Raw genomic sequence first — 24,360 nt, 5'->3', positions numbered from 1 at the left:
TATCGACCTTCCTGCGTTTCAATATATATACCGTATACGAAACTGATTGATGCGGTGCAACAGGAGAATAGGTTGAAAACGATCGGTATAGTGGGAGGCGGCGTCGTCGGCTTGAGCTGCGCCGTCGCGCTCCTCGATCGCGGGCACGGCGTGAATGTGTTCGACCCCGACGCCGATTACAACGCCGCATCCTGGGGCAATGCCGGGCATATCGCGGTCGAGCAGGTCGAGCCGCTCGCCTCCCCCGCCGCGCTGCGCTCGGTGCCGAAGCGCGTGTTCAGCGTGGGTGGCGCGCTAGGTTTGCCCCTGTCGATGGCGGGACGCTGGCTGCCGTTCGCCGCCCGGCTGATCGCCGCCTCGACACCGGCGCGTTTCGCCGCTGGAACCGCCGCGCTGACTCCGCTGCTGGCGGGCGCGATGCCGGCGTGGCGCGATCTGGTCGAGACGCTCGGCGCGCGCGACCTGCTCCGCGAGGACGGGCATATCGTCGTGTGGGATACGCCGACCAGTGCGCAAATTGGCCGCAAACGCTGGTCGCGCACCGCGATCGGCACCGCCCGCATCGCTGACGCGGACCCGGCCTTGCTCCGCCGGCTGGGCTTTCTGGCCGATCCGGTCGGCGGCGCGATCCGCTTCTCGGGCAGCGGCCAGATCGCCGACCTGCGCCGGCTCGCCACGACGCTCGAAGCCTCGGTCGAGGCGCGGGGCGGTCGGATCGTCCGCCAAGCCGCAGCGCTGGCGGAAGACGGCGACCGGATCGTCATCGTCGGGCATGATGTTGATCGCGTACTCGTGACCGCTGGCGTCCGCTCGCGCACGCTGCTCGAACCGCTCGGCTACCGCGTACCGATGATCGCCGAGCGCGGCTATCACATCCGCGCGCGCGCCGACGGCTGGCCCGCAGACCTGCCACCATTGGTGTTCGAGGATCGGTCGATGATCGTCACGCGCTATGCCGATTGCGTGCAGGCGGCGAGCTTCGTCGAACTCGGCGATCCCGACGGCCCGCCCGATCCGCGCAAATGGGACCGGCTCGAGCATCACGTCCGCACGCTCGGCCTGCCGATCGAGGGGCCGTTCGAGCGCTGGATGGGCGCCAGACCGACGCTGCCCGACTATCTTCCCGCGATCGGCCGCTCGACGCGCCACGCGAATCTCGCCTATGCGTTCGGGCATCAGCATCTCGGGCTCACGCTGGCCCCGGTGACCGCGACCCTCGTCGCGGCGATGCTCGCGGACGAGACGCCCGCGGTGCCGCTCGCCCCGTTCGACCTCGACCGCTTCGGCAAAAAAGCCCGCTTCAGTCAGAAAGGACATCACGCATGACCATCGGCGGATCAACGATAGCCGACGAACTGTCGACCATTGCCCCCTGGGCGACCCCGGCGCCGCGCATCACGTCGACCGAACGCGCCGCCCGGCTCGACAAGGCGCGCGCGCTGACCGAGGCGGCGGGCGCCGACGCGATCCTGATCGGTGCGGGGGCGAGCCTGCGCTATTTCGCCGGTATCCCGTGGGGCGCGACCGAGCGGCTCGTCGCGCTGCTCCTCCCGGTTAAGGGCCAGCCGATCCTGATCTGTCCGCGCTTCGAACAGGGTTCGCTGGAGGCGGCGGTCGAAATCGACGCCGACCTGCGGCTCTGGGAAGAAGACGAGAGCCCGTACGCGCTTGTGGTCGACGCCGTCGACGGCACGCTGCTGATCGACCCGCAACTCCCCTACGGCATGGCGACCGCGCTCGCCGCCACCGGCCTCGATCTCGGCGACGGCGCCTCGGTGATCGACGCGTGCCGGATGATCAAAAGCCCCGCCGAAATCGCGCTCCTGTCGCAAGCCAAGGCTATGACGCTCGACATCCAGCGCCGCGCCGCGCGCATCCTCCACCCCGGTATCGCCGCCAGCACGGTGATCCGCTTCATCGACGAGGCGCATCGTGCGATCGGATCGTCGGGCTCGTATTTCTGCGCGGTCCAGTTCGGCCGGGCGACTGCCTTCCCGCACGGCATCCCCGGCGACCAGCTGCTCGAAGACGACCAGCTCGTGCTGATCGACACCGGCTGCCAGGTCGAAGGCTATCATTCCGACATCACGCGGACGTATGCGTTCGGCACCGTCGGCGACGAAGAGCGCGCGATCTGGGACATCGAACACGAAGCGCAGGCCGCGGCATTCGACGCGGTCCGGCCCGGCGTGCCATGCGAAGCGATCGACGCCGCGGCCCGCGTGGTGCTGGAGAAAGCCGGGCTCGGCCCCGACTACCGCCTCCCCGGCCTGCCGCACCGCACCGGCCACGGCATCGGCCTGTCGATCCACGAGCCCGCCTATCTCGTCCGCGGCGACCGCACGCCGCTCGCGCCCGGCATGTGTTTTTCAAACGAACCGATGATCGTCATCCCCGACCGCTTCGGCATCCGGCTCGAGGATCATTTCCACGTGACGGACACCGGCGCGGCGTGGTTCACCGAGCCGCAGCCCTCGATCTACCGCCCGTTCGGCTAGGGGTTCGACAGTCGCTGTTTCCGATCCTCCCCCGCAAGGGGGAGGTGGCTGGCACTTGCCAGACGGAGGGGGCGGTAGGCGACGACCTCGGTTGCGTGTCCTCCCCCCTCCGACGCCTACGGCGCCACCTCCCCCTGGCGGGGGAGGATCGTTGCGGTTCGTCCGCATGACGGACGCCCAGCCAGCGCTCACTCCTCGTCGGGATACGGCCCCTTGCCGCCCGCCGCGATCAACTGGTCGGTGCGCGCCTCGATCACCGGCACCGGCACCGATCCCATCTCCAGCATCGCGTCGTGGAACGCGCGGATGTTGAACGTCGGCCCGAGCGCAGCCTGCGCCTTCTTCCGCGCGGCCTGGAACGCCATCTGTCCCATGTAATAGGACAAGGCCTGCCCCGGCCACGCGATATACCGATCGACCTCGGTCTCGATCTCGTGGTTCGACAGCGCGGTATTGTCGCGCAGATAGTCCTGCGCCTGCTTCCGGCTCCAGCCCTTCGAATGAATCCCCGTATCGACCACCAGCCGCGCCGCGCGCCAGGCCTGGTAACTCAGCATCCCGAACAGGTCATACGGGGTCTCGTACATCCCCATGTCCTCGCCGAGCGTCTCGCAATACAGCGCCCAGCCCTCGCCATAGACCGACAGATACGTATCGCGCCGGAACGCCGGCAGCGTCTTGTTCTCGGATGCGAGCGGCATCTGGAACGCATGCCCCGGTGCGCTTTCGTGCAGCGTCAGCGCGACCTGCGAATAGAAGGGCCGCGACGGCAGGTCGTAGGTGTTGACCAGATAGATCCCCGGCCCGCCGCGCCCGCCGGTGTAGAATGGCGCGATTTCGGGCGCCACCGGCTTGATCGCAAACCGGCTGCGCGGGAGGTGGCCGAACCACTGCGACGCCTTGCCGTCGAACGTCTTGGCGATCCATGCCGCGCGGTAGAGCAACTCGTTCGGCGTCTTGGGATAGAATTGCGGATCGGTGCGCAGGTGGTTGAAGAACGCCTGCAGGTCGCCCTGGAACTTCACGCTGCGCATAACGCCTTCCATCCGGCCGCGGATCTTGGCGATCTCGGCAAGCCCGAGCGCGTGGATCTGTTCGGGGGTGATGTCCTGCGTGGTGTATTCGCGGACCTTCGACATATAATAGGCGTGACCGTCGGGCAGGTCGTACGCGGCGAGGCCCTCGCGGGCATGCGGCATATAATCGGTACGCAGGAATTTCAGCAGCGTCGCATAGGCCGGCACCACCGCCTGCGAGATCGCCGCCGCGCCTTCGGTCCGCAACGTCGCCTGATCCGCCGCGGAGATCGTCGGCGGGAAGCTCTTGAACGGTTCGTAGAACGGCGAGTCCTGCGGCGTCTTCGCCTCCGCCACCTGCGCGACGCCGATATCGCGACCCGTCAGCGTCACGCGCGCCGGCGTGAACCCGCGCGCGAGCCCGGCGCGCATATTGCCCGTCTGCTGCTCGAAATAGCGCGGAATCTGGCGCATGACGGCGATGTAGTCGCGATAGTCCTTCACCGACTTGAAGGTGCCGCGCGCGCTTTCCGCGACATCGCCCCAGAAGCTCGTGTCCGCGGTCAGTGGCTTCTCGTAATCGCGATAGCGTTGCTCGGTCAGAAGCGCGTCGATCTGCTGCGCATAGACCGCATAGTTGATGCGATTGGCGGGCGACAGGCTGGCCGGCGTGATCGCCGCGAGTTGCCGCGACACGGCGGTCCAGCGCGCGAGCCGCTCCGCCTGCGCCTTGGGCCCGACATCAGGCAGGCGCGCCGCCGCGGTCGGATTGTCCTCGCCCTGCGCCATCTGGAGTTGCCGCCACGCATATTCGGATGTGTAGAGCGCCTTGAACCGGGCATCGGCCGAGGTTGCTGCGGCCGTCTTCGGCGGCTTGGCGGGCACGGCACCGACCGCAGTCGAGCTGAGCGCAAGCAACAGGATCACAGCCTTCATCGTCATTCTCCCGGCACCAACGCCATAATGTCCTGGTAGAGCGCCGCCGGAATGACCACGCCCTCGGTCACGCTCCGTGCCCGCGCGGCATAGCGCCGCTGCGACGGCAATCGCGCGCCCTGCCCCTCGATCGCCGCGAACATCGTCTCCGCGCGCGCCAGATGTTCGGCCACCGCGTCGCCGAGGAACCCGGCGGGATCGATCGCGAGGATCAGCTCGCCCCCGATCGGCGATCCACCGCGCCCGGCATCGGCGGTCAGCGACTCCCGGCTCGTCATGTCGCCGATCAACGGCCCCGCGAGCAACTCGACCATCGCCGCCAAGGCCGATCCCTTGTGTCCGCCGAACGTCCGCATCGCGCCGTCCAGCACCGCCGCCGCATCGGTGGTCGACTGCCCGCCCGCGTCATAGCCCCAATCGTCGGGCACCGGCTTGCCAGCGCGGCGGTGCAGCTCGATCTCACCGCGCGCGACCGCACTCGTCGCGAAGTCGAACACGAACGGAGGCCCGCCGGGTCGCGGCCAGCCGAACGCGATCGGGTTGGTCCCGAACACGGGGTCTGTGCCGCCCGCGGGCGCGACCCAGGCGTGGCTCGGCGTCACCGCCAGCGCGACCAGCCCCTCGTCCGCCAACGCCTCGACCTCGGGCCAGAGCGCCGCGAAATGCACCACGTTGTTCAGCGCGAGTGCGGCGATACCATAGCCCCGCGCCTTCCTCGCGAGCAGCGGCCGTCCCCGTTCGAACGCGAGCTGCGCGAACCCGCCGCCGCCATCGACGCGGACGAGCGCGGGTGAGGGTTCGCTGACCACCGGATCGGCATCGACCGCGACGACGCCCTTGGCGACGCTGTTCGCCGCCACCAGCAGGCGGTAGATGCCGTGGCTCGCGCAGCCGTCGCGCTCGCCCGCGACCATCGTCTCCGCCACCGCCTCGGCATGCGCGCGCGACAGGCCCGTCCCGAGCAGAACCTTCCGCGCCAACGCCCGCACCTCGTCGAGCGTCATCCGCACCCCGTCTTCCCGCGCATCGGTCATGCGAAGACTCCCCGGTTCTCCGTCATGCCGGGCTCGTTCCGGCATCCACGGTGCCGCACAATCGATAGGATTTGGTTCGCGGAACGGTGGACCCCGGAACCAGTCCGGGGTGACGGAGTGGGTTTTAAGGCCGTAGCAGGCCTCAAGCGGTGATTGTCGATCAGCCCTGACACGTCGCTCACGCTGCGATCCCGGGCTTGGCCGTGACCATCCTTACCCCGAACACCGGCCCTGCCGACGACCGGTCATGCGGCACGAACCGCACCTTCACGCTCGCCTTGCCCTTGGTCAGCGCGATCGGTAGCGGGTAATCCACGTCGAAGAACTTGCCGGGCTGGTCCGCCTCGAGATGCTGCGTCGCCACCTTCACGTTGTCGACCAGGATGTCGAAATCGCGCGCGCGCTCGTCGCCCCAATAGGTCGCCTGCAACACCAGCGACCCGGAGCGCGTCTTCAGGGCGAACTCGAAATACCCGCCCGACCGCGCATCGCGCCCGTTCCGCCCGCGATAGCTCACCGGATACGAAATCTCCGACGTCAGCGCGTGATCGCGTTCGGGCTGCATTTCGCCGAGATGCATCACGTCGACCGACCGCGCGGCGATATCCTTCAGCCGCGCCTGCTCGGTCAGGAACGCCGCCTCCTGCGTCTTCCACGCCGCCTCGCCGAAGCACTTGAAATACACCGCGCTGCGCCGCTCATACTGGCTGTAGAACGGCACGAAGTTCAGATCGCCCGGCCGGATGATGCCGCGCGTGGCATAGGTCGCGTTCGTCCCCGCGACCGGCGCGAACGCGGCGAGCAGGTCCGCGCCGACCATCGCCGGATCCGCCTGCTCCCACTTCGCCGCATTCGGGCCGAGATCGGCGGCCATCACCATCGGCCCGCGCAGGACGGCGACCGTATCGACATCGCCCGGCGCACTCTCCAGCCGCAGATCGAGCGGCACGGCGATCGCGACCACGTCGCCCGCCTTCCATGTGCGCTCGACGATCGCATAGCCCTTGGCCAACACCGGCTCGACCGCCGCGCCGTTGACCGTCACCGTCGCGCGCCCGCTGGCCCAGCCCGGTAAGCGCAGCGCGATCGGGAAGCGCCCGGGCTTGGCGAGTTTGGTCAGCGTCAGCCGCGATTCCGGCTCGAACGGATAGCGCGTGTCGAGCGTCAGCATCGCGCCGCGCGCCTGCCACCGCGCCTCCGCCGGGATGTAGAGATTGACCAGCAGCGTGCCGTCGCCCTCCCAGAAAATCGCCTCGCCGTGCTTGGCATGGCTCTCCATCCCGCTGCCGACACAGCACCAGAACGCGTCGTCCTTGGGCGTCGAAAACTCGCGCGCGGTGCCCGTCATCAACGGCGTCATATAGCTGAACCCGGCATCCTTCGGATTCTGCGCGGCCATCACGTGGTTGAGATGCGCACGCTCGTAATAGTCGAACAGGGCGCCGTCGGGCGCCCAGCCGTACAGATGCTGCGTGAGCTTGAGCATGTTGTAGCTGTTGCAATGCTCGCACGTCTGCTCGGTGATATGCGTCGCGATCGTGTCGGGCGCAGAGAAATACTCGCGGTCGGCATTGCCGCCGATCACATAGCTGTGGTGCTGCGTGACGGTGTCCCAGAAAAACCGCGCGGCCTTGGCGGGCGCGGACTTGCCGTTCAGTTCGTGAATCCGCGCAAGGCCGATCAGCTTCGGCACCTGCGTATTCGCATGGAAGTTCGCGAGCTTGTCCTCGCCCGCGACCATCGGATCCAACACCTTGCGGTCGTACAGCCGCTCCGCAACGTCGAGCCATTTTTTGTCACCGGTCCGCGCGGACAGTTCGGCATAGCTCTCGTTCAGCCCGCCATATTCGCACCCGAGCAGGGTCTGCATCTGCGCATCGTCGAGCGTCGCGAACACTTTCGCGAAATAGGTCGCGAGGCCGGTCGCCACCGTCAGCGCCTGCGTGTTGCCCCACGCGCCGTGCACGTCGAGGAGCCCGGCGAACACCTTGTGGACGGTATAGAGCGGCGACCACGATCCGTTGAGATCGAACCCGCCCGACTTGATCTCGCCGCGCATCACCTCGGGGAAGATCTCCTCGCCGTCGACGATGGTGCCGTCCTTCCGCTTGCGCCCGAGCGCACCGACATAGCCGGTCCCGCGCTTCGCCTGCGCCCGCGCCAGTTCGGCGACGATGTAATCCGCCCGCGTGCGGCACTCGGCGTCGCCGGTCTGCGCGTGCATCAACACCAATGCGGTCAGGTAATGGCCGAGCGTATGGCCGGCGATCGTGTCGCTCTCCCACCCGCCGTAGATCGGCGCCTTCGCCGACAGCCCGGCATAGACCATGAAATTGTGCAGCAACCGGTCCGCGCTCAACCGCAACAAATAGCCGCGATTGACCTCGACCGCGGTCGCATAGGCGGACGGCAGCAACCGCACCGAAGACAACGGCAACGGCTTGGCGCGCAACGGCAGCGCAGTCGTACCCTTGCCAAACGCCTGTTCGCCCACCGACAACAGCGTCACCGCCGTCGTCCCCATCAATACGTCCCGGCGGCTAGCGAACATCTTTATCTCCATTCGGATATCGTATACTATACGTCTAGTGGAGCGTTGCAAGTGACACTTTATCGTAACCTTTGAACCAGCGAGCACCGTCATGACCGCCTTCCGCCTGCTAGCGCTGCTTCTCGTCACCACCGCGACGCTCCCGATCGACGCTCAGCCCAAGCCCGCCAAACAGACCTACCGCCCGATCGCCCAGACCGCGATCCGCACCCCCGCCTTCCGCTTGGCGCTCCGCACCGACACGCAGACGCTCGCCCGGCTCTCGCCAATCGCGGACCCCGGCTTCGACTTCGTCCCCGGCGCGCGCGAAGCCGAGCGTGCGGGCGACGGCTATGTCCATATCGGCGACATCCACCTGCGCGTCCGCACACCCGGCGGCGCCTGGACCGACTTCGCCTCCGCGCAGCACCGCAAGGCCATCCGTCGCCTGCCCGCGACTGGCACGACGCTCGCCGCCGCCGACATCACCGCGTCGCTCGGCCCCGCCAGCCCCATGCGCGTCGAGCGCCGCTGGGTCGACGACCACGGCGTCCTCGCGCTCCGCTTCACGCTGACCAACACCACGAGCGCCCCCGTTGAGATCGGCGCACTCGGCCTGCCGATGGTGTTCGACAACATCATCACTGATCGCAGCCTCGAACAGGCGCATGCCCAAGCGAGCTTCGTCGACCCGTATATCGGCCGCGACGCCGGCTACCTCCAGGTCACCCGCCTCAACGGCGCCGGCCCCGCACTGCTGGTCCTCCCCGAAAAGGGCACCCCGCTCGAAGCCTATCGCCCGATCCTCCAGGCCGGCGCGGCACCCGCCGGCGACATCTTCACCGACCGCAGCAAGCGCAGCCAGACCTCCGAAGGCTTCTACGACTGGACCGTCGCGAGCAAGGCGTTCGCGGAGAAGGAATGGGCCAAGGCCGGCGCGCAATGGAACACGCCGACCAGCATCATGCTCGCCCCCCGTGCCAGCCGCACGATCGGCGTCCGCTTCGTCACCGCGCCCTCGATCGCCGCGATCGAGGATACGCTCGTCGCCAACCGCCGCCCGGTCGCGGTCGGCATCCCCGGCTATGTCGTTCCGACCGACCAGGACGCCTCGCTGTTCCTCAAGACGCCGCACCCCGTCGCGAAGATCGAGAGCCTTCCCGTCGGCGCGCTCACCGCAACGCCCACAACCAGCGCAAAAGGCTGGGCTCGCTACACCGTCCGCAGCAAGGGTTGGGGCCGCGCGAGCTTGGCGATCACCTACACCGACGGCAGCGTCCAGACGGTCAGCTACTTCATCACCAAGCCGCTCGACCAGACGATGGCCGATCTCGGCCGTTTCTCGACGACGAAGCAATGGTATGAGGACAAGGCCGATCCGTTCGGGCGCAACCCCGCGATCCTCACCTATGACCGCGAGGCCGAAAAGGTGGTCACGCAGGACCCGCGCGTCTGGATCTCGGGGATGAGCGACGAGGGAGGCGCCGGCAGCTGGGTCGCGGCGATATCCAAGCAGCTCGACAATCCCGACCCCGCCGAACTCGCCAAGCTGCAACGCCTCGTCGACGAGACCATCCAGGGCGACCTGCAAGTCGCGGACGGCCCGCACGCGGGCGCGGTGCGCAAGAGCCTGTTCTACTATGATCCCGCCGCGCACCCCGGCTATTACGACCCGACCACCGACTGGAAGACCTGGACCTCCTGGTCGAAGAAGGACGCCGGCGATCTCGGCCGCGCGTACAACTACCCGCACGTCGCGGTCGGCCACTGGGTGCTGTACCGCGTCGCGCGCAACCATCCCGGCATGGTCACCGCGCATCCATGGCGCTGGTATCTCGACCACGCCTATCAGACGACCACCGCGATGATGCGCGACGCGCCCTATTACACGCAGTTCGGGCTGATGGAGGGCGACGTGTTCGTCGATATCCTGAAGGACCTGAAGCGCGAAGGCCTGACGGCGCAAGCGACCGAGATGGAGCGCCTGATGAAGAAGCGCGCCGATCACTGGCGCACGCTGCGCTATCCGTTCGGCAGCGAGATGGCCTGGGATTCGACCGGCCAGCCCGAGGTCTACGCGTGGATGCGCTATTTCGGCTATCAACCGCAGGCCGACGTCACCGAGAAGGTCATCCTCGCCTATGATCCGACGATCCCGAGCTGGGGCTATAACGGCAATGCGCGGCGCTATTGGGACTTTCTCTACGGCGGCAAATACCCGCGGATCGAGCGCCAGATCCACCATTACGGCTCTGCGCTCAACGCCGTCCCGCTGTTCGACGCCTACCGCGCCGATCCGACCGACCTGCGGCTGCTGCGCATCGCGTACGGCGGCATGATGGGCGGCATCACCAACATCGACCGCGACGGCTTTTCGTCCGCCGCGTTCCACTCCGCGCCCGACATGATGCGCTGGGACCCGTATAGCGGCGACTATGGCATGGGCTATTACGGCCACGCGATCACCGTCGCGAGCTATCTGGTGAACGATCCGACCTTCGGCTGGCTAGGCTTCGGCGGCACTGTCGAGCAGGGCGCAAGCGTGGTCAGCATCGCCCCCAAGGACGGCGCCCGCACCCGCCTCTTCATCGCGCCTGCCGGCCTTTGGGTCACGCTGGAAGCCGGCAAGATCGCGCGCGCGACCTATGCACCGACAAGTGGGGCGGTAACGCTGACCCTCGATCCGGCAACGCCGTCCTCGCCGACGGCGCGCATTTTCGTCGAGACGACGACCAAGACCGGCCGCCACTACGGGATCGCTGGCGGCACGATCGAACGCGGCGGCTACACAGTCTTACTGAGATCGACACCGTCCGAGTTGATCCTCCTACCTCGGTGAACTTCCGTCGTCCTGGGCTCGACCCAGGATCCAGAATCAAGCAGCACGCCGCTCAGTGGCTCTGGATCCTGACTTTCGTCAGGATGACGTGAGTTGCGTCAGGATGACGGACGCGCATTCCAATCCGGCGTCCCCTCCCCCGCCAGATTCCGTACGAAAAATCCGAACTGCCGCCGCGCGACATAATCGATCGGGCCAGTCGAGCGCCCGACGCTATGCTCCGCACCCGGCACCACCAGCAGCTCGAAATCCTTGTCGGCGCGGATCAGTGCGTCGGCGACCTGCATCGTCGAGGCGGGGTCGACATTGCTGTCCTGCTCGCCGACAATCATCAGCAGCTTGCCGGTCAGTTGCGCGGCGTGGTCGACGCCCGACGCCGCCGCGTAGCTCGCATCGACCGGCCAGCCGAGCCACTGTTCGTTCCAGCTGATCTTGTCCATCCGGTTGTCGTAACAGCCGGCATAGGCCACCCCGACCTTGTAGAAATCGCCGTGGAACAACAGCGCGTTCAGTGTGCTCTGCCCGCCGGCCGACGCGCCGTAGATCCCGACCCGGCCGACATCGTAGGACGGGTCCTTCGCCGCCATCGCGCGGTGCCAGGCGATCCGGTCCGGAAAACCGGAGTCCGCGAGGTTCTTCCACGCGACGTCGTGGAACGCCTTCGAGCGGTTGGCGGTCCCCATCCCGTCGATCTGCACGACGATGAAGCCGAGATCGGCCTGCTCCTGCATCCCGATGACCTTGTCGCCACCGGAATGGAACCCGAACGGCCAATATTGCTTGGGCACGAAGCTGTCGTGCGGCCCGGCATAGATGTTCTCGATCACCGGATAATGTTTGCGCGGATCGTAATCGCGCGGGCGGACGACGACGCCCCGGATGTCGGTATTGCCATCGCGGCCCTTGGCGACGAACGTCTCGGGCGGCCGAAACCCCGCCGCCCGCAACGCGCTGTCGTCGCCCTTCGTCACCGTCGCGATCAGCGCGCCGTCGCTCGACCGGTGGAGTTCGCTGACCGTGGGCAGGTCGACGCGCGAATAGGTGTCGACGTAGAGCGTCCCGTCGGGCGAGAAACGCGCGTCGTGATCCGCCTTGGCAGGCATCAGCGCGGTCAGATGGCTGCCGTCGAAATCGATCCGGTAGACATGGCGGAAATACGGATCCTCGCCCGCGTTCATCCCGCTCGCGGAGAAGACGATCTGGCGCTTGGCGTCGTCGACGTCGACCACGTCGCGAACGACCCAGTTGCCGGTGGTGATGCGGTTCTTCACGGCGCCGGTGCGGCCGTCGATCAGGTACAGGTGGTTCCAGCCGTCGCGCTCGGACGCCCAGACGATCTCGCGACCATCCGCGCCGACATCGTGCGCGTAGCGGCGATCGGCATAGAAGAAGGTCTTGGCATCCTCGGTCACCGCGGCATGCGCGGCGCCGGTTTTGGCATCGACCGCGATGACGCGCGCCTGCCCGAAGCCGCGCCGGACATAGTCGAACGCCACGCTGCGCCCGTCGCTCCGCCAGCGCGGGCGTGAGAGTTGGTACGGGTTGGGGAACAGCGCATCGTCGATCACCATCTGCTGCCGCGTCGCGACGTCGAACAGCACCGGCCGCTCCTGATCGATCGCGTCGCCGGGCTTGGGATAAAGCTGGCTCCGCAATTTCGGCTGGAGCTGGTCGCGGGGCGACGATTCGACGCGCAGCACGTGCCGCTGATACCCCGGCCGGACGCGGTAGATCATGATGTGACGGCTGTCCGGCGACCAGCGCAGCGTCTCGGGATCGTAGAAATCCCCCGCGGTCCCGTCGACGCTGAGCGGCACGACCGCCACATCGCCGGACTTGCGCACGACGAGATTGTCGCCCTGCACGAACGCGGTCCATTTGCCGTCCGGCGAGACGTTCGGCGAATTGTCCGCCGGCACCGCCATGTCGCGGACCACGCCAAACCCGCGCGGCCGGCTGCGATCGACCTCGGCGGCGCAGCGGTACGTCACGATCCCACACTGCCACCGCGTTTCGTCCAGCGAGAACGCGATCGCCTTGCCGCCCTCCGCATAGTCGAACTCGGCAAACGGCAGGTGCATCGGATCGACCGGTTCGTGCCTCGCCTCCCCCAGCGCGATGGCGAGCTTTGCCGTATCGAACGCCGGAGACTTGGCGAGCGTCTGCGCGTCCACCGTCTCGAACGCGAACCCGCCCGCCACCGTCTTGCGGTACGAAAAGCGCCGCCCGTCCGGTGTCCAGTGCGCCGGCCACGCCACCTCGCGCGTCAGGTCCTGCCACGCGCGGCGCAGTGCGATCGACCGCCGGAACGCAGCCCCGTCGGGCGCGGCCTGCGCCACCCCGGATGCGCAAACCAGCAGCACCGCAGCGGCGCGCGAAAAACGACGTGAAACAACCATCAACGATCTCCGGCCTTGCCGATCAACGGCAGCATCGCCGACGCCAGGCCCTCGCCTCGCGCCTCCAACCGGACCGGCCCGCCCCGCTCGCCCGCCTGCACCAGCGCCATGCACAGCCCGTTGAACGCCGAGCGCGATGTAGCGTGATCCGGCTCCAGACTGCGCGGATCGCCGTTGCCGACGCCGAGCAGCTTCGCATCGCCCGACAGCGTGAACGACACGCGGTTGGACGCGGTCGGCATCTCGCGCCGTTTCGCATCGAGGATCGCCACGCGGACGACCGCCACCTCACCCGGCGCCAACTGCCGCCGATCGCTCGACAGCCCGATCCGCGCCGGCGCGCCTGTCGTCTCGCGCGCTGCACGCATGATGCGCTTGCCGTCGCGGTAGCCATGCGCCTCGATCCGGCCGGGCGCATAGGCCACCTGCCATTCGAGATGCGTGTTCTTCGCCACCGTCTTTCGCTCGAGGCTGCGGCCGTTGACGACCAGCTCGACCGCCTCGCAATTGCTGTGCACCCACACCGAGACCGGCTGGCCCTCGCGCCCCGCCCAGTTCCAGTGCGGGAACAGATGCAGCACCGGCTCGCCGCTCCACCAAGCGCGATAGTAATAGTAATTGTCCTTGGGGAAGCCGCACAGGTCCATCTGGCCAAAGTTCGAGACGTTCTCGGGCCAGCGCTCGAACGGGGTGGGCTCGCCGCGATAATCGAACCCGGTCCACACGAACCCGCCACTCAGGAACGGCCGCGCGTCATAGAAACTCCACCATGTCTCGGCTGTCGTCGCCCAGCGCGGAAACTCGCGGTCGTACGCGGGCACGAAACCCTGCTTGTCGTCGCGCGCATATTCGCCCCGCGTCATCACCGTGCTGCCCGTCTCGGTCCCGATCATCGGCATGGCGGGATGCGCGGCATGATACGGGTCGATCGCGTCGAGGTAATAATTGCACCCCATCACGTCGAGGACACGCGACGCCCCCTCGCCGAACTTCCCGTTAAAGCCTTCCGTGACAGGGCGCGTCCCGTCCAGTTCGTACACCTTGCGCTTCATCGTCTCGGCGATGCGCGCGCCTGTCTCGGTGCCGCGGTGGATCTCCTCGTTGCCGATGCTCCACAGGATGATGCTCGGATGGTTGCGCCCCTGCCGGACCATGCGTTCGAGCTGGCTCAAACCCTCCGCGTTGCTCGACATCTGCCGCGTCTCGTCCATGAGCAGGATGCCCATCCGGTCGCACGCATCGAGGATCGCGGGCGACGGCGAATGATGCGTCGAGCGATAGGCGTTGCTGCCCATCGCCTTCAATTGTTCGAGCCGCCAGACGTGCAGGCTGTCGGGCACCGCAAAGCCGACCCCGGCGTGATCCTGATGGTTGCAGGTGCCCTTGATCTTCACCGGCTTGCCGTTGAGAAAAAAGCCCTTATTCGCGTCGAAGCGGATCGTGCGAATACCGAAGGTGCAGGTGTCGCGATCGACCACCACGCCGTCGACCAATATCTCGCTGACGAGGGTATAAAGATGCGGCGTCTCCAGCGACCAGAGCGCGGGCGTGCTGACGCGCGTCTCCTGCTCGGTCGTCATGCTACCCCAGGCCGGCAAGCCGAGCGGGTCCGCGAACAGCACCGCGGCGGTCTTCCCGTCCGGACCGATCACCATCGAGCGAACCCTCGCCGCGCACGCAGGGCCGTCATTCTCGATCTCGGTCGCGACCCGTACCGTCGCGCCGCCGGCCTCGACCGAACAGCGCACCGTCGCACCCCAACGCCGGACATGCGTCGGCGCGGTCTTCACCAGCCGGACGTCGCGGTAGAGCCCCGCCCCCTCGTACGACCACGCCTCGCCCAGACTTACGTCACAGCGGACAATCAGGATATTGTCCTCGCCCGGCTTGGCGAAATCGGTGACGTCGATCTCGAACGGCGCATAGCCGCTCTCGTTCGATCCGACGACGAAGCCGTTGAGGATCACGATGCAGTCGCGCGCGACCCCGTCGAACTGGAGCAGCAACCGCCGCCCCGCATCCGCCTTGGCGAGCGGGACGACGCGCCGATACCAGCCGACGCTGGTCGCCGGCCACATCCGCCCGACCGGCTTGAAACCCTGGAACGCACCGGTGCGATCCGCGTCGCTTCCCGCCGGACCGAACTCCGCGAACGGAAGATCGACCGCCCAATCATGCGGCAGAGTCACCGCCTCCCAGGCGCTATCGTCGAACTTCGGTTCGGCGACAGGCGTGCCGACATCGCCCGATTTGCCATAGGTGTCGTGCGAACGGCCGAAGCCGAAATCCTTCACCGGATCGCTCGCATGGCCGAGATGGAACCGCCATCCCGTCCCGAGCGAAACGATCTCCCGCGGCCCGACCGGGCGCGCGGCTGACGCCGCACCGGTCGGCACCGCAGGAACGATCGCGGCCAGCGCCGTCACGCCGCCCGTCTTCAAGACGTCGCGGCGGACCAAGGTCGTCATGTCATCACCCCAACCGTCACCGTCAGAAATTCACCGTAGCCCCGACGAACATCGTCCGCCCCAGCGTATCGTACACGCCCGGATAGGTGTTGCCGTTGCCGAACGACGACAGGATGCCCGCTGCGATCGCCGGCGGATCCTTGTCGAACAGGTTGTTGACGCCCGCCCGCAACTGAAGCCCCCGACCGACCGCGACGGTGCCGGCGAGATCGATGTAATTATACGCGGCGATCTTCTTGTTGATGATGCTTCCGGTGCCTTGAAGGAAGCTGTTGTCGGACAGCGACGACAGCGTGACCGCATCGGTATGGCGCCACGACACCGATACCGATGCGCCCTCCGGCATCTGCCACGTCGTTCGCATCGCATGCCGCCATGTCGGGTTGGGCTGGCCGCAGGTATAGCCGTAAAGCCCCCTGCAGTCGTAGCTGCCCAGACCCGCCAGCGGTTCGGCGGCCTGCTCGATCAGGCGTGTGCCGACCAGATTGAGGTTGATCTTGCCGAGCGCGCCGATGCCGACCGTATAATCGGCGGTGATGTCGACGCCGGACGTTGTCAACGATCCGGTATTGTAGGTCGTCGACACGATATAGCCGTTGGTCCCGAAGATCGCGCCGGACCGCGGATCGCGCGTGAATAGTCCGCAATAGAACGGATCGCCGCCCGCAACGCACTGGCTGATCGCGAGCGAAGGATCGACCGAGCTGATATAGTCCTTCACCTTGACGTGGAAATAATCGACGGTCAGCGTGAAGTTGCGCACCATCCGCGGTGTCAACACGATCCCCGCCGTATAGGTATCCGCCTTTTCGGGCTTCAGCGCGACGTTCCCGCCGAACTGTGCCGAACACGTGTCGGACGGACACTCGATGATGCTGCCATATTGCGCCTGCGTCACGCCCGTCAGGCGGCACACATCGAACGATGCGGTCGGCGATGCGCCCGAGCATGGATCCTGTGCGGCGACGTTGCCGATCGACCGAGATCCGAACAGCTCGCCGATATTGGGCGCACGGATCGCGCGATTGTAGCTGAATCGAAGACGCGCATCCTCCGACGGCGCCCAGCTCGCTTCGCCCTTGTAGGTCCAGACGTTGTACTTCGACTTCAGCCCGGTCGATTGCTGGTCGTTGCGATACGCCGAATAGCGAAGGCCGCCGTTGATCGTGAGCGCATGCGCGAACGGCAGGTCCTGCAGGATCGGAATTTCGATCTCGCCATACGCTTCGTTGACGGTGATGCGGCCATCGGAGTCGGTCGCGCCACCCTGTTCGGCGACGGCGTCCGCGGTGTAGTTCAGAGTCTCGCGCCGGCGCTCCGCACCCAACGCGATGTTGACGCCGCGCTTGGCCCAGGGGCTGGTGATGCCGAACGTGCCGAGGTCGCCGTTGACGTTCGCGGAGATCACCGTGAGCGCATTGCGCGACGCGGTGTTGCTCTCCGAGAACAGATAGGCGGCCTGCGTGTCGGTGATGGCATTGGGCTGGAACACGTTGATGGGGATGCAGGCCGGATCGCTGCCGTCGATCACCGAACGGCAGGTCGCCACGCCGTTGACGTTGACCACGTCTAGCGCGCGCTGCGCCTTCACGTTGTCGACGTTGTTCATGTACGTTTCGTTGAACTTCACCAACGAATGCAGATAGTTCACGTCGTACTGAAAGCCGTGGCCGAGATCGCCGCGCACACCGGCGGAATAGCGGTAATCCTGGTGGCGAAGGTCGTCGCGACGCGACTGGCCATCGCCGAGCCGGTAGCCGATCAGCGTGTCCTGCGTCGTCCCGGTCCCGGCGCCCGCTCCGCATAGCGACTGCTGTTGCGCCGCGCTCATCAGCGGATTGTCGCACGGCACGGTGAAGCTCGTTCCCAGGAACAGCGCGGACGGTGCGACCTGCGAGAAGGTGTGATCCTTCATGTACATGAAGCTGCCATAGACCTCGGCGATCGGCGCGATCTCGAACTTGGCGAATGCGCCGCCGATGTAGCGATCGTCGGAACGCTGGAGGTAGTTGGTCGGCGAGTAGTTATAGGCGTAGGCGGACGTGTAGGGCACCCAGTTCTGCGTGCCGTTCATGTTGTTGGTCAGCGTCTTGCCGGCATTCGGCCCGCCCAGTGGCGCAAACGTACCATAGGTCGAATTGCTCGACCCGCCGCAGACCAGACCGGTCCCGGCGTCGTCGGCCTGGTTCAGCGCGCACGCGGACACGTCGCGATTGGCCTGGAGGACGGGATCGGTGTGACGATATCCACCATAGACGGTGATGTTGCCGCGACCGTCGGCGAAGTTCTTCCCATAGGCGGCGTTGATATCCTGCTTGCCGCCATCCGCGACGCGGCGCGGTGCATTCGCATACCCCGCCGCCGAGACGATATCGCGTACCCCGCTATTGTCATTTGTATGAACGCCGAGACCCGATTGGACATCGATGCGAAGGCCATCGAGATGATCCTTCAGCACGAAATTGACGACGCCCGCCACCGCGTCGGACCCGTACACCGCCGACGCACCGCCGGTCACCACATCGACCCGGTCGATCAGCGCGGACGGCACGAAGTTCAGATCGATCGCCTGCTGCGGCAGCAGTCGCTGGCCGTTGAGCAGGATCAGCGTCCGGTTCGACCCGAGGTTGCGCAAGTTGATGTTGGCGGTGCCGTCCGATCCGTTCGAGACGTTCTCGTTCGCGTCGGCGGTAAACTGCGGCAGGCGGTTCAGCACGCTCTCGACGTTGACCGCGCCCTGATATTTGATCTCCTGGTCGGTCACCGACGTGATCGGGCTGTTGCTCTGCAGATCGGGGCGTCGGATGCGCGTGCCGGTGACAACGATCGCGCCATCGGCGGTCGAATCGGCGCTCGTTTCCGGTCCCGGCCCCGGCTCCGGAGTGACCTGCGCGTACGCCCCCGACGAAAGCAGCATGGCAACCATCGCCCCGATCCGCGAGTGCCGCCGAAATTTCTCAACATAAAATGTCATGGGTGCCCGCGCTCCTGTTTCGATGTTGCGCGCAATCCATCACGACACCGAAACTAAGTCAAATATAATATACGATATCCTATATTTGATTTGAGCACGAAGCGTCGGCTCAGGACGCTAGGCCGCCGCATCGGTAAGGCCACGCACGCTTGCAAGCGGGCGGATTGGGATGCGGGGTCCGCCGGGCACTCCGTCCCGGCTCACCGCATGGTCTCAAGATCGAGGGGGCGCCGCTTTTCTGGAGTCCAGTTTCCAGGACAATGCCCAGATTGCGAAGCCGCCAAGCGCCAGCGCGGTGCCGACCCAGCCGGTCGAGGGCAGGCCATAGCCTCCCGCGATCGCCAGACCGCCGAGCCACGGCCCGATCGCGTTGGCCGTATTGAACGCCGAGTGGTTGAGTGCCGCCGCCAGCGTCTGCGCGTCTTCCGCCACGTCCATCAGCCGGGTCTGGAGGATCGTCGACAGCCCTCCGCCACAGCCGATCAGCAGAACCACCGGCAGCATCGCCCACAGATGCGGCGTCGCCGGTGCATAGAGCGCCAGTGCGCCGGCGCCGAACAGCAGGGTTATTCCCGCCGCGGGCATCAGCGCAACGTCTGCGGCTTTCGCGCAGACCAACGTGCCGATCGTCATGCCGACACCGAACAGCGCGAACGCGACCGGCGTGAAGGCGGACGACACGCCCGTCACCTCGGTCAGCGTCGAGGCGAGATACGTGTAGACGCAGAAGATGCCGCCGAATCCAACCGCACCGATCGCGAGCGTGAGCCACACTTGCCCGTTGCGCAGCGCCGCCAGTTCGCCGAGCGGGCTAGCATCGCTGGCCGGGCGCAGGACCGGCGCGAACCGGACCAGCATCGCCACCGTCGCCGCTGCGATGATCGCGACGATCCCGAATCCCCAGCGCCAGCCAAACCACTGACCGATACCGTTGGCGAGCGGCACGCCCGCGATCGTCGCGATCGTCAATCCGAGCATCATCCGCGATACCGCACGCGACCGCTTCTCGCGCGGCACCATCGACGCCGCGACCAGCGATCCGACCCCGAAATACGCGCCATGCGGCAGGCCGCTCAGGAACCGGGCGAACAGCATCAGGTGATAGGTCGGCGCGAGCGCGGACAGTCCGTTGGCGATCCCCAGAAACGTCATCAAGGCGATCAGCAGTGTCCGTCGCTCGATCTTCGCCGCCAGCACGGCGATCGTCGGCGCCCCCACGACCACGCCGAGCGCATAAGCACTGATGACGTGGCCCGCGGTCGGCTCGTCGATCCCGAGACCCCGCGCGAACTGCGGCAACAGGCTCATCGCGGCGAATTCTGTGGTGCCGATCGCAAACCCGCCGACGGCGAGCGCGAGCAGCGCCATGCGCGTATCGACTGGTTTCATGCGGAGGTGGCTTTCGTAAATCGGTGCGGCAGCAACATGCTGCGCCGCAACATACGCCTCCTATCAGCCCGGCCGACGCATTTTGAACAAGGAATCCTCCGTGATGGCAAAGTAATCCGCGGGGCCGCCGCCGCGCAGGATCGGTTGTGCGCGGGCGGTCTGGTACACGCCGTCCTCCAGCATCGCGGAGTCGATGTGGATCGCGACCGCTTCGCCGAGCACCAGCCACTGGTCGAGCTCACGGCCTTCCTTGGTTTCGAGTCGGATCAGTTGGGTGAGCCTACATTCGAACTGCGCGCGGCTGGCGGCGACGCGCGCCGGCTTCACCCTGGTCGAGGGTGCCATGTCGAGCCCGGCCAGCGCGAACTCGTCGACATCGGCGGGCACGGTTGCCGAGGTCGCGTTCATCGCCTCGCCGAGATCGCGGGTGACGAGGTTCCAGACAAACTCGCCGGTCGCCTCGATATTGGCGACGCTGTCCTTCCAGCCCATCGACGAAAAGCCGATGATCGGCGGGTTATAGTTGAACAGGTTGAAGAACGAATAGGGCGCGAGATTGGGAACGCCGTCCGCCGACACCGTGCTGACCCAGCCGATCGGCCGCGGCGCGACGATCGCGTTGAGGGGATCGTGGGGCAGGCGGTGGCCATTTGCGGGTTCGTAAGAATGCCATTCGGTCATAGGCTTATCCCTGCTATTGAACGCTTCGACAGGCTAGAGCGAAGACCGAGCATGAACGATCCCATCACTACCCCCAAATCCGTCATGGTCGTCAAGCGCCACCGTCTGGCGACGCGCATCTGGCACTGGGTGACGGTGGTGACGATGTTCATCATGATCGGGAGCGGCATCGGCATCCTGAAGGCGCATCCTCGACTGTACTGGGGCAAATACGGCGCGAATTTCGATACCGCCTGGACGACGCTGGACCAGTGGCCGGGATGGGTGGTGACGCTCCTCAACCTGCTGACGATCCCGGCAAGCTACAACCTGGCCATTTCGCGGCGCTGGCACCTGTTGTTCGCGCTCGTCCTCTCGTTCGCGCTGCTCGGGTTCATGATCGTCAGCCTAATCAACAAGCATTTCCAGCGCGATCTCCGCGTCCGCGCCAGTGAGCTTTCGCCGCGCGAAGTGGCGCATGACGTAAAGGAGCATCTCGCCTTCCGCTTCCATGATCCGAAGCGGCCGGGCGCGTACAACATCCTCCAGAAGCTGTCCTACGTGGCGACGATCTTCGTGCTGATCCCGGTGATGATCCTCACCGGGCTGGCCATGTCGCCCAACATGGACGCCGCGTGGCCGTGGCTGCTGGATATTTTCGGTGGGCGGCAATCGGCACGCTCGATCCACTTCATCGCGGCGACCGGGCTGGTGCTGTTCATCATCGCGCATCTCGCGCTCGTGATCCTCGCGGGGACGTGGAACGAGGTAAGGTCGATGATTACCGGGCGCTGGGCAGTTCCCGCGCATGCCGAGGAGGACGTCGCATGAGCACGATCATCACCCGCCGTACGGTCGTAACCGGTGCCGCGATCGGCGCGGGCGTGCTGCTGACGGGGTGCGACAAGATCGCCGCGAACCCGGAGGCGCGAAAGATCCTGTTCATGGGCGAGGACATGAATCGCGGACTGCAACGCGCGCTTACCAACCGCAACGCGCTCGCACCCGAGTTCAGCCCTGCGCAGATGTCGCCGATCTTCCGATCGAACGGCACGCGCGATCCGGGGACGGCGGACTATACCGCGATGGTCGCCAACAATTTCGCGGACTATCGGCTGAAGGTCGGCGGGCTGGTCGATCGGCCGCTGTCGGTGACGTTGCCGCAACTCCGCCAGATGCCGTCACGCACGCAAATCACGCGGCACGATTGCGTCGAGGGCTGGAGTGCGATCGGCAAGTGGCATGGGCCCAAGCTCGGCGCGCTGCTCCAGGCCGCCCGGATCCGCGACACTGCCCGTTACGTCGTCTTCACCTGCGCCGATCTGTACCGCGGCACGCCCTATTACGAGTCGATCGACCTGATCGACGCGTTCCATCCGCAGACCATCCTCGCCTGGGCGCTCAACGACCGCGTCCTCGACGTCGCGCATGGCGCGCCGGTCCGGCTCAGGGTCGAACGACAGCTCGGCTACAAGCACGCGAAATACGTCATGGCGATCGATGCGGTCGCCAGCCTCGCCGGGATCGGCAAGGGCAAGGGGGGGTATTGGGAGGATAACGTTGATTATGATTGGTACGCGGGCATCTGAGCCGCGGCGGGGGTAGCGCAATTCCGTACCAGTCATTAGCTATTGCACCATGGCTCTTTTCGATCGTTTCCTGGCCCGGCAGGTGAAAACCGGCGAACTCACTTTGGTCCATGCGGACGGCACGACCAACCATTTCGGCAAGCCCGACCCGGCCTATAATCCGGTCACGATCCGCCTGACCGAGCCCGGTGTCGCCGGCGCGATCGTCCGCCATCCCGCGCTGGGCGCGGCGGAAGCGTTCATGGACGGTCGCCTGGTGATCGACCGCGGCGACATTCGTGATCTCGTCAATCTGCTCAAAGGCAACAGCCCGTGGGAACTTGGCGGCGGCCTCAACCCGTCGTTGCCGATCAAGCTGCTCGGCAAGGTCGTCCACCGGGTCGACCGGGTGAACATGGCGCGTCGTTCGAAGAAGAACGTGGCGCATCATTACGACCTGTCGGACCGACTGTACGACCTGTTCCTCGATGCGGACCGGCAATATAGCTGCGCGTACTTCACCGATCCGGCGAACAGCCTGGAACAGGCGCAGGACGACAAGAAGGCGCATATCGCCGCCAAGCTGGCGATCCAGCCGGGCATGCGCGTGCTCGACATCGGTTGCGGCTGGGGCGGGATGGCGCTGTACCTGCATGCCAAGACCGGCGCCGAGGTGCTGGGTGTCACGCTGAGCGAAGAGCAACTGAAGGTCGCGCGGCGGCGTGCGGAAGAGGCCGGGGTCGCCGACAAGGTGAAGTTCGAGCTGATCGATTACCGCGCGCTGTCGGGCACGTTCGACCGGATCGTCTCGGTCGGGATGTTCGAGCATGTCGGCCCGGCGCACTACAAGGCGTTCTTCCGCAAATGCCGCGACCTGTTGACGCAGGACGGCGTGATGCTGCTCCACACGATCGGCCGGATGGGCGGGCCGGGCGTGACCGACACGTTCACGACGAAGTACATCTTTCCGGGCGGCTATAATCCGGCGCTGTCGGAAATCGTGAAGGGATATGAAGGGCTGAAGTTCTTCCCGACCGATATCGAGGTGCTGCGCGTCCACTATGCGCTGACGATCGACCACTGGTACGACCGGACGGTGGCGGCGAAGGACGCGATCGTCGCGTTGTACGACGAGCGATTCTACCGGATGTGGACGTTCTATCTCGCGGGTGCGGCGGCGGCGTTCCGGACCGGGGGCATGGTCAACTACCAGATTCAGCTGTCGAAGAGCCGGATGACCCTGCCACTGACGCGCGATTACATGCTCGAGGGCGAGCGGGCGTTGCGGGAAGCCACTGCCGTTCGTCCTGAGTAGGGACTGAGCGAAGCCGAAGACCCGTATCAAAGGACTTGCCCCAATCGGACCAGTCCTTCGATACGCCGCTTCGACAAGCTCAGCAGCTACTCAGGACGAACGGAGTTCTCTGGTACTTCTTCCTTCCTGTTCCCCCGCGCAGGCGGGGGTCCAGGGTCAAGCAGGGATACGGTACTTAGCTGGGCTCCCGCGTCCGCGGGAGAACAGTGTCGCTTGGGATAGGCTGCTCAGCGCGGCCCCTGCACCTCCGCCTTGGCGGCAGCACGCTCGTCGCCGCCGATCTTGCCATCCTTGTTCGCGTCATACTTGGCGAACGTCGCCGCGAGCAGTGCCTGCGCCTCGCCTTGCGTCACCTTGCCGTCCTTGTTCTTGTCCGCGCTGGTGAACCACAGGTCCGCGAGGCGCTTGGCGTGGACCGGATCCGGCCGGCCCGGTCCGACCTTCATGTTGCCGATCCGTGCCTGCACTTCGGCGCGCGTGAGGACACCGTCCTTGTTGGTGTCCGACGCGGCGAATTCGGTCTTGAACTTGGCGGAAGCAGACGCGCGGGTTTCCTGCGCGAGCGCCGGGGTCGCGAGACCCGCGAGAACGAGAACGGTGAGCGTTTGGCGTAGCACGGTTGCGTAAACTCCAGAGGATTTGCGGCGCGAATAGACCGGTTCGGTTGTACGCGCCATGAACGCCATAGTTGCAGGGTCCGGATGCAGGGCGCGGTTGCAGGCGCCGGTTGCATG

15 protein-coding genes are annotated in these 24,360 nt (G+C 66.2%); 6 read left to right on the top strand and 9 right to left on the bottom strand.

The annotated features are described in order from the left end of the window. Nucleotides 1-72 precede the first annotated feature (72 nt). Both EQZ23_RS14640 and EQZ23_RS14635 read left to right on the top strand, forming a co-directional pair. On the top strand, nt 73-1,326 hold the full coding sequence (locus EQZ23_RS14640; RefSeq protein WP_128455162.1) for an FAD-dependent oxidoreductase: 1,254 nt from the start codon (nt 73-75) through the stop codon (nt 1,324-1,326). Then, a complete protein-coding gene (locus tag EQZ23_RS14635; RefSeq protein ID WP_128455161.1) occupies nt 1,323-2,498 on the top strand; it encodes a Xaa-Pro peptidase family protein in 1,176 nt (391 codons plus the stop codon). The genes EQZ23_RS14640 and EQZ23_RS14635 overlap by 4 nt, the downstream gene beginning before the upstream one ends. A gap of 188 nt (nt 2,499-2,686) precedes the next feature. Here the strand turns inward: EQZ23_RS14635 and EQZ23_RS14630 are convergent, their stop codons facing one another. The 3 genes from EQZ23_RS14630 to EQZ23_RS14620 all read right to left on the bottom strand — a co-directional run bounded on the left by EQZ23_RS14630 (nt 2,687) and on the right by EQZ23_RS14620 (nt 8,035). Further along, the gene (locus EQZ23_RS14630) at nt 2,687-4,450 is read right to left on the bottom strand and encodes a DUF885 family protein (RefSeq protein ID WP_346427829.1); all 1,764 of its coding nucleotides are present in this window, start codon (nt 4,448-4,450) and stop codon (nt 2,687-2,689) included. A gap of 2 nt (nt 4,451-4,452) precedes the next feature. Beyond that, nucleotides 4,453-5,484, bottom strand: a complete 1,032-nt coding sequence (locus tag EQZ23_RS14625) for an Ldh family oxidoreductase (protein WP_128455159.1) — start codon at nt 5,482-5,484, stop codon at nt 4,453-4,455. Between the two features lie 178 nt (nt 5,485-5,662). Beyond that, complete coding sequence (locus tag EQZ23_RS14620) at nt 5,663-8,035, bottom strand: glycoside hydrolase family 127 protein (protein WP_128455158.1); 2,373 nt, start codon at nt 8,033-8,035, stop codon at nt 5,663-5,665. A gap of 91 nt (nt 8,036-8,126) precedes the next feature. On the opposite strand from EQZ23_RS14620, the gene EQZ23_RS14615 reads away from it, so the two are divergent. Beyond that, entirely contained in the window at nt 8,127-10,853 is a 2,727-nt protein-coding gene (locus EQZ23_RS14615) for a DUF5695 domain-containing protein (protein WP_128455157.1), read from the top strand. 98 nt (nt 10,854-10,951) lie between these two features. Here the strand turns inward: EQZ23_RS14615 and EQZ23_RS14610 are convergent, their stop codons facing one another. The 5 genes from EQZ23_RS14610 to EQZ23_RS14590 all read right to left on the bottom strand — a co-directional run bounded on the left by EQZ23_RS14610 (nt 10,952) and on the right by EQZ23_RS14590 (nt 20,764). Beyond that, nucleotides 10,952-13,252 carry a DPP IV N-terminal domain-containing protein gene (locus tag EQZ23_RS14610; protein WP_128455156.1) on the bottom strand — a complete coding sequence of 767 codons (2,301 nt, stop codon included), beginning with the start codon at nt 13,250-13,252 and terminating at the stop codon, nt 10,952-10,954. Continuing rightward, on the bottom strand, nt 13,252-15,720 hold the full coding sequence (gene galA / locus EQZ23_RS14605) for a beta-galactosidase GalA (protein WP_128455155.1): 2,469 nt from the start codon (nt 15,718-15,720) through the stop codon (nt 13,252-13,254). The genes EQZ23_RS14610 and galA overlap by 1 nt, the downstream gene beginning before the upstream one ends. Before the next feature lie 22 nt (nt 15,721-15,742). Further along, a complete protein-coding gene (locus EQZ23_RS14600; protein ID WP_240663592.1) occupies nt 15,743-18,694 on the bottom strand; it encodes a TonB-dependent receptor in 2,952 nt (983 codons plus the stop codon). Between the two features lie 213 nt (nt 18,695-18,907). Beyond that, on the bottom strand, nt 18,908-20,083 hold the full coding sequence (locus EQZ23_RS14595) for an MFS transporter (RefSeq protein WP_128455154.1): 1,176 nt from the start codon (nt 20,081-20,083) through the stop codon (nt 18,908-18,910). Nucleotides 20,084-20,146: 63 nt separating this feature from the next. After that, nucleotides 20,147-20,764, bottom strand: a complete 618-nt coding sequence (locus EQZ23_RS14590; protein WP_128455153.1) for a flavin reductase family protein — start codon at nt 20,762-20,764, stop codon at nt 20,147-20,149. A gap of 51 nt (nt 20,765-20,815) precedes the next feature. Between EQZ23_RS14590 and EQZ23_RS14585 the strand changes: the two genes are divergently transcribed. The 3 genes from EQZ23_RS14585 to EQZ23_RS14575 are packed head-to-tail and all read left to right on the top strand — an operon-like array spanning nt 20,816 to nt 23,626. Continuing rightward, nucleotides 20,816-21,574 (top strand): cytochrome b/b6 domain-containing protein, encoded by a 759-nt coding sequence (locus EQZ23_RS14585; protein ID WP_128455152.1) that lies wholly within the window; start codon nt 20,816-20,818, stop codon nt 21,572-21,574. Beyond that, entirely contained in the window at nt 21,571-22,332 is a 762-nt protein-coding gene (locus EQZ23_RS14580; protein ID WP_128455151.1) for a molybdopterin-dependent oxidoreductase, read from the top strand. The genes EQZ23_RS14585 and EQZ23_RS14580 overlap by 4 nt, the downstream gene beginning before the upstream one ends. A gap of 49 nt (nt 22,333-22,381) precedes the next feature. Next, the gene (locus EQZ23_RS14575; protein ID WP_128455150.1) at nt 22,382-23,626 is read left to right on the top strand and encodes a cyclopropane-fatty-acyl-phospholipid synthase family protein; all 1,245 of its coding nucleotides are present in this window, start codon (nt 22,382-22,384) and stop codon (nt 23,624-23,626) included. A 227-nt stretch (nt 23,627-23,853) separates the two neighbouring features. On the opposite strand, the gene EQZ23_RS14570 is transcribed toward EQZ23_RS14575, so the two are convergent. Further along, nucleotides 23,854-24,303 (bottom strand): EF-hand domain-containing protein, encoded by a 450-nt coding sequence (locus tag EQZ23_RS14570; RefSeq protein ID WP_164913467.1) that lies wholly within the window; start codon nt 24,301-24,303, stop codon nt 23,854-23,856. Between the last annotated feature and the right edge of the window lie 57 nt (nt 24,304-24,360).

It is taken from the genome of Sphingomonas sp. UV9, from assembly GCF_004101245.1.
Lineage (GTDB): Bacteria > Pseudomonadota > Alphaproteobacteria > Sphingomonadales > Sphingomonadaceae > Sphingomonas.
This window is presented reverse-complemented; position numbering and strand designations above follow the sequence as displayed.